We start from the raw sequence: 6,988 nt of genomic DNA on the forward strand, positions 1-6,988 counted from the left end.
ACCGGCATCACGTCAGCCGGCTCCCGCAGGTGGCATCGTCGGAGCACCGCTCCTGCGGGGGATCCTCCCCGGGCAGCCACCGGGGTAAGGCCGACGCCAGTCGGCAGATCGTGTGGACGAGGTCTGCCCGGGGCATCAACTCGCACTCGGCCATGAGCGCGCGCAGATTCCTCGCCCGTGGCACCAGCCGTGCGGCCAGCTCCCACACCCCCGGCGAAATCGTGACGGTGTGGAAGTCCTCGAAGACCCGCTCCCCGCCGGGCAGTACCCGTTCGACCAGACCGGCAAGGTGGACCTCCACCACGTGATCCCAGCAGAAGCTGTCATCCCCCGGTTGTTCGAGCGGCCGGCCCTGTTGGCGGCGCAGCCCATAGAGGTGACCGATGTCGATCGTGGCCAGGCAGCCGGTCCGCTCGACGATCTCTGCCATCAGCGGCAGGACGTCGGTGTTGCCCACGATGAACGGGTAGGGAGCGTTCCCGATCACGATCGGCCGGTCGATCACATCCTGAGCCCGGCAGATCCGCGGCACACACCAGTCGACGGCCTCGGGTACCAGCGGCATCGGCACCAGATTGTTGATCAGCGCTTCGCCGCCGCGCACCCACATCGCCAGGTCCGTGGTCACCCATGCAGCGTCCAGTTCCCGAGCGCGGTCGCGCAGAGCCCGCAGGACGGAGATGTCCAGCGGGTCCGTGCCGGCGAGATCGAGGTCCATCGGATGGAGGGTCAGCGCCAGCCCCCGGCCGCCGAGCACCTCCTGCGCATGCTGGGCGAGGTCGGCCTGGTCGGAGAGGATTCCCAGGCTGTAGTAGCGAACCGGGGCAGCCGACCCGTCGGCGACCGAAGCCGCGAGCCGCGCCGCCGCGTCATCGGCCGCCGCCGCGGCAAGATCTAATTCGGTACTCGCCTCGCAGCTGAATTCCACGCCCCGCAGCGGAGCTCCATCCCGCAGCGCCCGGCCCACCACATCGGTGGCGGCGTTACCGGCGGCGGCGTTACCGGCGGCTGCGTTACCGGCGGAAGTACTGCGCACGATCGCCATCAAGGCCTCCAGCCGGGAACCGTTTCCACCCGCCCACAGTTACAGTCCAGACGAACTCGGATGGATCGAGATTAGAGCCCCATACGTGGTCGTGACAAGACCCACAATGGTGTCTCGATGGAATTCCCGCTTATTCGTCCGACTGTTTGTACTCCTATTTGTCCAGTATCGATGCAGGCGCCTCGGCCAGGCCGATCCGGGAATGCAGTGCCCGCAGCGGCCGGGGCGCCCACCAGTTGGCCCTGCCGGCCAACCGCATGAACGCCGGGACCAGCACCCCCCGGATCAGGGTGGCGTCCAGGACGATCGCCAGCGCGGTGCCGAGGCCGAGCATCTGCAGGAAGGTGACCGACGATGTCACAAACGCCGCAAAGGTCACCGCGAGCAGGGCCGCGGCAGTGGTCACAATCCGTCCGGTGCGGGCAAGGCCGGCCGCGACGGCCTCGGCGTTGTCGACGCCGCGGTCGTGCTCCTCCTTGATTCGTGACAGCAGGAACACCTCGTAGTCCATGGACAGACCGAAGGCGATGCAGAACAGCAGCACCGGCATGGACGTGTCCAGCGGCCCCGGAAGAAAACCGAGCATGCCAGAAAGATGCCCGTCCTGGAAAATCCAGACGGCGGCTCCGAGCACGGCGGTCAGCGACAGCGCACTGAGTATCAACGCCTTGATCGGCATTACGACACTACCGGTGAACAGGAAGAGGAGCACGAACGTGGCAAGCGAGATCAACCCGATGGCCAGCGGCAACCGGGCGGCGATGGTGTGCTTTCCATCGACCAGGGCGGCCGACGGCCCGCCGACGAGTACGGATGTTCCCGCCGGCGCGGGCCGTGCACGCACTGCCTTGACAAGGTCCTGGCCCGCACTGGATGCGGGGTCGACCGAGGGAACCACCTCAAGGTAGGTGACGGTTCCGGCGGTGAACCGGGCGTCAGCCGGGCCGGCGGGCGCGCTCTGGCGGCCGCCGGCAAAGGTGCCTGCGGCGCTGTTCACGCCGGCCACGTTCGCCACGGTCGAAAGCTCACCCGCGTACCTGGCCAGCCCGGACGCGAGCGCCTGGCCGTCCACGGGCGCCGTGCTCTGCACGACGACGGTCGTGGCCGCGGGGACGTTCGAGGAGAAGTCGGCCCGGACGATGTCGCCGACCTGACGGCTGGCAGCGGTGTTGCGCAGCACCCGGTCATCCGGGGCGCTGAAGGAGACGTGCAGGAAGGGGATCCCGAGCGCCAGCAGCAGGGCGATAGCGGGCACGCCGGTGAGTACCGGCCGACGCATGACCGCGGACGCGATGGCCCGCCAGGCACCCGATTCGGCCGCCTGCGCTGAGCCCGACCGCGCCCGGCCGACCGTGAGCGCGTTGACCCGCGGGCCGAGCAGCATCAGCACCGCGGGTACGACCAGCAGCGCGCTGAGAACCGAGAAGACCGTGACGGCGATGCCGGCGTAGGCCATCGACTTCAGGAAGAAGGGCGGGAACACCAACATCACCGCGAGCACCACCGCGACGGTGGCGCCGCTGAACAGGATGGTGCGGCCGGCCGTGCGCATGGTGGTCGCGACCGCGTCGGCGCGATCCGACCCGGCTGCGAGCTCCTCACGAAACCTGCTCACCATCAGCAGGGAGTAGTCGATACCCAGACCCAGCCCGAGCGCGGTGGTGAGGTTGACCGCAAAGATCGAGACGTCGGTGAGGCTGGCGAGAACGGAAAGGATGGCAAGCCCGCCGAAGATGCCGGCCACGCCGACGACCAGCGGCAGCAGGGCTGCGACAGCACTGCCGAAGGCGAGCACCAGCAGCACCATCGTGATCGGAATGGCTATCGCTTCGGCCACGGCGAGGTCCTTGGTGACCTGACTGTTGACGTCCTTGTTAATGGTCGCCCCGCCGCCTGGCGTCACGGTGAGGGGAGCAGCGCCGTCCACGACCTTCTCGTAGCCGGTCACCAGTTCCTTGGCTCGGTCCTTATCGGGTACCCGGGCCACGACAAGGGCGTGGCGACCGTCGGTGGAACGCAACCGAGCACCGCCTCCGTCCCAGTACGAGATCACCCGCTTCACCCCCGGTTCGGCAGCGAGCCGACGGACGACCTCCCTGCCACCGGCCACGGCATCGGGGTCGTCGACCGTTCCCGACCGGGCCGTGACGAGGAGCACCAGGTTGGGTTGACCGCCGAAATGTGCGTCAACTGCATGCTCCGCCCGGATGGACTCCGACTGCGGATCGGCGAAGCCCCCGGTCAACAACTTCCCGAACGCTCCCACACCGAGCACTGCCGTAGCGGCCACGACCAGCAGGGCCACCAGCACAAGCTGTTTGGGCCGGCGCGTGACCACGTGCGCGAGTCTTGCGAACACCAGGACCCCCAGAGAGTTGTCATCGCTCCAGCGAACAGTGTTCGCACACACCGGCCACAGTCAAGACATATCGCCCAGAAAGTTGACAGTGTTCACTGGGCGGCACAGCATGGCCCACGTGACCAGGAGGCCGCTGAATAACGGCGTTCGATCCGCGAGCGGGCCATCCGCGCCCGACTGGCAAGGCGCAGGAGGCCCGGATAGCGGTGTTCTATCCGGGCAGACGACAACGACGCCAGGCGGGACGCGGGGGGACGCGAGCCGGACAGACGTTGTTCAGCAGCCTCCTAAGCCGGCCTCGAGACGCGAACGCCTCCGACTCGCGACCATTGACGAGATCAAGCAGACCGCTCGCGACCAGCTCAACGCCCATGGCGCGGCTGGCGTGTCACTGCGGGCGGTAGCCCGGACGATGGGCCTGACCCCGTCCGCGCTCTATCGGTACTTCGACAGTCGCGACGAGCTCATCGCCGCACTGATAGCCGACGGGTTCCGCTCGCTGGCGGACGCGCTCGAGGATGCCTTCGCGCTCGCGCCATCCGATGACCACGCCAAGCGATGGCTCAACGTGACACGTTCCTACCGTCAGTGGTCACACGAACACGTCACCGAGTACATGCTGATTTTCGGGACGCTCGTGCCCGACTACACACCACCCGACACCAAGCTCTGCTCGGATATGGACCGGGCGGTGCAGGTGCTGTTCCGCTGTATGGCCGAGTCGATCGGGGCCGGGCTGCTCGACCCGTCCCACTTCGCCGCCGAGCTCACCCCGACGCTGCATGCCAAGGTCGGAGCCTGGCGCGAGGAGATGGGCAACCCGATCCCACCGGAAGGGCTGGCAGGGTGCCTGATCGTGTGGACACAGTTGCACGGCTTCCTGTCCCTGGAACTCCTGGGCCATCTCCCGCCGGTGATGGGGGACGCGAGCGCACTGTTCGACCAGCAGATGCTCGACGTCCTGCTCCGCTGCGGCTACCGGGGCCCCGTGGACTTCATGACCGACCACGACTGACGTACTGCCGCCGGCTGCGCCGTCGACTGTACCGTCGACGTCACATCGGTTTTCGTGCTCGACGTTCAAGCGCAGCCAACGCCTCGTGCCGTGCAACGGAGATCTCAGGAATGCGCGCCTGGTAAGCAGGCGACATCGTCAGCGGACGATAGAAGCCAAGGCGGGGAACAAACGCCGCGTCGTCGTAGCCAGCCGGCCGGCGCAGCGCATAGGTGCGCCCGGGGTAGAGCAGGTCATAGTTGTCTGCGATCTCCCAGATCGCTACGCCGGGGTTGAGCCGACGCCGAACAAAGTACGCCTCAAGCACGTCGACAGTGAAGCCTATCTCATGAAACTGCTTGACCAGGTCATGGTAATGCTGGCCGACCTGGTACTTGGCCGGTATCGGGACCTGAGCACAGTCGGTCGTGCCGAGCAGGTCGAGTGCGAGCACCTTCAGGGAGGTCTCAACGCCATATCCGCGGGAAAAAGCCAGTGACGCGAAGACATCCGCATCGATCACGAACTCGCCGATCAGGGGCTGTTGTATGTCGGTGACCGCGGGAACGTAACGGGAAAGTTGCTTGGAGAGCAGGGAACGCAGCATCTCGGTGGTCCGACCCCCGGCCTGGCCGTCACCGGTAACCCGTTCGGCGCTGCCGTTCACGAAAAGAGGCGCCCGGCCGGCGGTCGCGGCGGCCGCAAGCACCCCAATCGTATGTGGATCGTAACATTCCAGATCGGCGTCATGGAAGATCAACCGATTACCGAACGCCAGAAAGGCAAGGCTGCGCATCGCGCCGGCCTTACCGCCGCGTTCAGAAGATTCGCACGCCGCATGACGTTCGATGACTGAACTTCCCCGTACAACCCAACTCGCCCCTGCTTCCTTCGCAATTCGTATCAATTCGTGATCGTCACCATTGGATGAAGGATCGACAACAACGCCGATTTCGTCCAGGATCTTGCTTTCCAACATCCAGCGCCGGCGGTTTAAGGCGATTATTCCTCCCAACGTCCGGGCCGCTTCCGGGCCACGGGCAGGAATAAGGAGACTCAAGGTTATTCCGTTGGCAAGCTTGTCCACCTCGATGGCGCCGAGGTCGAGGGTTTCGGGTTCGAGCGTACGCACGGACGCCCCTCTCTCGTGACCATTCTTTCGAGAACTCCCTCTTGCGACCACCGCACCGTGGCGGTAGGGCTCGTTCCCCCTTACGACACAGTCGATTCACCCGGTGCGCATAAATGATCGCCACAAACGACGATGCAACATTCGCCCTCGCGGCCGCGGCCGGACCCTTACCCCCCGACTGTTGATTCCGACACCGCAGAACATCCCGAGGCGCGCATTCCATCAGCAGATCTTGTGCGGGCCTCGACTACCAACCGTGATAATAAGGCAGATTAGTATCCGGGCAGGTGACCACCAAGGCTCATTGTGAAAAATTATCATTAACACGATCAATAGCAATAATCTGTTATTTTATAGATACATACCGTGAAACTCCCACCGATGAACGAGCCAATGGCTACTTTCCGTCACCGTCTGGAAACGCATCTCGCTGGCGGCGGTATCCGTCAGCGGGTTCACCCGCACGAAAAGCCGTTTTCCGGACACAAACCCCCACGAGGCGTCATCCTGATGATGTGTCGATACATCGGTGGCGGTCGCGTGGAGGATCGCAGTCGCGGGCGCCGGTCTGGTACCCCAGTCGGTCCGCGATCGTGCTCCTCGCGGTCGTCGCACTCCCAGCGGCGGCGGCGCTCGCCCTGACCGGCTGCGGTCCCAGCGGCGGCGTCAGCTCAGGACGCGCCGGCGGCAGCACACCGAAGCCGGGTTCCGTCACGAGCGCGGACGCAACGGGCACCCTGCCGAATCTGGTCGGCAAGGGTCTCCAGTTCGCCCAGGACACCGCGCAGGCAGCCGGCTTCACAACGTTGACATCTCATGACGCACTCGGCCGGGGCCGGCACCAGATTCTCGACCGCGACTGGCAGGTCTGCGACCAGTCCCCCGCCGCCGGGACGCATCCGGTCAGCACCAAGGTGGACTTCGGTGTGGTCAAACTCGAGGAGTCCTGCCCAGCGCCGGGAGCCGTGGACACCGCTGTCCCGAATATCGGCACGACCATGCCGAACCTCGCCGGCCGGTCGCTGAACGCCGTCCGGCCGGCGTTCGGAACCAACGCGAGTGTCACGGTGCATGACGCCACCGGCGCGAACCGGGTGGTGGTGGTCGCAAGCAACTGGAAGATCTGCTCGACGTCCCCAGCCGCCGGTAAGCCCTACTCCCTCGGGACCCCGGTCACCTTCAATGTCGTCAAGTTCGAGGAAAGCTGCCCGTGACATGTCCCTGCGGCCGCAGGCGACGCACCCGGGTCCAATAAGATCAAATATGCCCGCCGGCACCGGTCATCAGATGAGACGGCAGGTGAAAGGTGGCATCCTGGCCGTATGGATGCCGTCGCAGAGTCTTCCCGGGATCCCCTGCGGCTCAACGGCGCCGCACTGCCGATCGTCGGTCGGGCGCGGGTGTACGTCTGCGGGATCACTCCCTACGACGTCACGCACCTCGGTCACGCGTCCACCT

At 65.8% G+C, this 6,988-nt stretch carries 5 protein-coding genes and 1 pseudogene; 3 read left to right on the forward strand and 3 right to left on the reverse strand.

Annotation, left to right across the window (positions count from 1 at the left end):
* Positions 1–7: 7 nt before the first annotated feature.
* Both U9977_RS15505 and U9977_RS15510 read right to left on the reverse strand, forming a co-directional pair.
* Positions 8–1,045 (reverse strand): DUF692 family multinuclear iron-containing protein, encoded by a 1,038-nt coding sequence (locus U9977_RS15505; protein WP_322749970.1) that lies wholly within the window; start codon positions 1,043–1,045, stop codon positions 8–10.
* A 154-nt stretch (positions 1,046–1,199) separates the two neighbouring features.
* Complete coding sequence (locus U9977_RS15510) at positions 1,200–3,404, reverse strand: MMPL family transporter (RefSeq protein WP_322749971.1); 2,205 nt, start codon at positions 3,402–3,404, stop codon at positions 1,200–1,202.
* Positions 3,405–3,732: 328 nt separating this feature from the next.
* Between U9977_RS15510 and U9977_RS15515 the strand changes: the two genes are divergently transcribed.
* On the forward strand, positions 3,733–4,419 hold the full coding sequence (locus tag U9977_RS15515) for a TetR/AcrR family transcriptional regulator (RefSeq protein ID WP_416210635.1): 687 nt from the start codon (positions 3,733–3,735) through the stop codon (positions 4,417–4,419).
* A gap of 40 nt (positions 4,420–4,459) precedes the next feature.
* Here U9977_RS15515 and U9977_RS15520 read toward each other — a convergent pair whose 3' ends face one another.
* A complete protein-coding gene (locus tag U9977_RS15520) occupies positions 4,460–5,530 on the reverse strand; it encodes a hypothetical protein (RefSeq protein WP_322749972.1) in 1,071 nt (356 codons plus the stop codon).
* Positions 5,531–6,123: 593 nt separating this feature from the next.
* On the opposite strand from U9977_RS15520, the gene U9977_RS15525 reads away from it, so the two are divergent.
* On the forward strand, positions 6,124–6,744 hold the full coding sequence (locus tag U9977_RS15525) for a hypothetical protein (protein WP_322749973.1): 621 nt from the start codon (positions 6,124–6,126) through the stop codon (positions 6,742–6,744).
* 108 nt (positions 6,745–6,852) lie between these two features.
* Positions 6,853–6,988: pseudogene (locus U9977_RS27060) on the forward strand (cysteine--tRNA ligase); the annotation flags it as partial.

The organism is Protofrankia sp. Cas8 (assembly GCF_963555845.1).
Taxonomy (GTDB): Bacteria; Actinomycetota; Actinomycetes; order Frankiales; family Frankiaceae; genus Protofrankia.